Source organism: Burkholderia sp. Ac-20392 (assembly GCF_017104585.1).
Taxonomy (GTDB): domain Bacteria; phylum Pseudomonadota; class Gammaproteobacteria; order Burkholderiales; family Burkholderiaceae; genus Burkholderia; species Burkholderia lata.
On the sequence record NZ_JAAGPB010001038.1, the window covers coordinates 1 to 1117 of the forward strand.

General features: G+C 70.2%; 1 protein-coding gene and 1 pseudogene. Both read left to right on the plus strand.

All coding sequences use genetic code 11. From position 1 onward, the window contains the following. Nucleotides 1-244: pseudogene (locus G3N99_RS40630) on the plus strand (chemotaxis protein CheW); the annotation flags it as partial. Then, a partial coding sequence (locus tag G3N99_RS40635) for a protein-glutamate O-methyltransferase CheR (protein ID WP_206125244.1) occupies nt 241-1117 on the plus strand: 877 nt, incomplete at its 3' end. The pseudogene G3N99_RS40630 and the gene G3N99_RS40635, both read left to right, overlap by 4 nt.

Below are 1117 nucleotides of genomic sequence, written 5' to 3' on the forward strand. Positions count from 1 at the left end.
TGACGAAGCGGGCGGCGAGCGCACGCTCGGGCTGATCGTCGAGCGTGCGACGCAGACGATGCGGATCGACCGCGCGGCGTTCCGGTCGAGCGGCATCTCGACCGCGCGCACGCGCTGGCTCGGGCCGGTCGCGAATACGCCCGATGGCGTCGTGCAGCAGGTATCGGTGTCCGACCTGATCGACGACGTAGCGCGCCTGTATCTGTTCGACGGCCTGCCGGGCCACGGGGGAGAGTCCGCATGAAAGAGTCCGAATCGCGATTTCGCGGCTGGCTGCTGCGCGAGACCGGCATCGACCCCGATTCGCTCGGCAACGATTTCCTGACCCGTGCGCTGACGGAACGCGTGCACACGCTGCAGGCGGACGGCGAGCGCCTGCCGTCGGCGGCGCGGCTGCCCGTGACGCAGGACGCGCTCGACGCCTACTGGCAGCAGCTCAACGCGTCGGCAGATGAAAGACGTGCGCTGATCGAGCTGTTCGTCGTGCCCGAGACCTGGTTCTTCCGCGACCGCGAGGCCTTCGCGACGCTCGTGCGGCTCGCGACCGAACGGGTCGCCGCGCTGCCCGGCCGGGTGGTCCGCGTGTTGAGCGCGCCGTGCTCGACCGGCGAGGAGCCGTATTCGGCGGCGATGGCGCTGCTCGACGCAGGCCTCGATCCGGCCAGCTTCACGATCGACGCGATCGACCTCAGCGCGCGCGCGATCGAGCAGGCGCGGCTCGGCTGCTACGGGCGCAATGCGTTCCGCGGCACCGCGACGGAGTTTCGCGCGCGGCACTTCACGCCGACCCGCGACGGCTGGCTGCTCGACGAGCGCGTGCGCGCGTGCGTGCAGTTCAGTCAGGCCAACCTCGTCGAACCGGCCGTTGATACCGGCATTCGCTACGATTTCGTGTTCTGTCGGAATGTGCTGATCTACTTCGATCGCGACGCGCAGGATCGCGTGATCCGCTCGCTCGACGAGCGTCTGGCCGATGACGGCGTGCTGTTCGTCGGGCCGGCCGAAACGGGCGTCGCGATGCGGCACGGGATGCGCTCGGCGCGCGTGCCGCTGGCATTCGCGTTTCATCGCGAACCCGCCGGTGCGGTGGCCGACGTATTCGCGGCCCGGCCGGCGG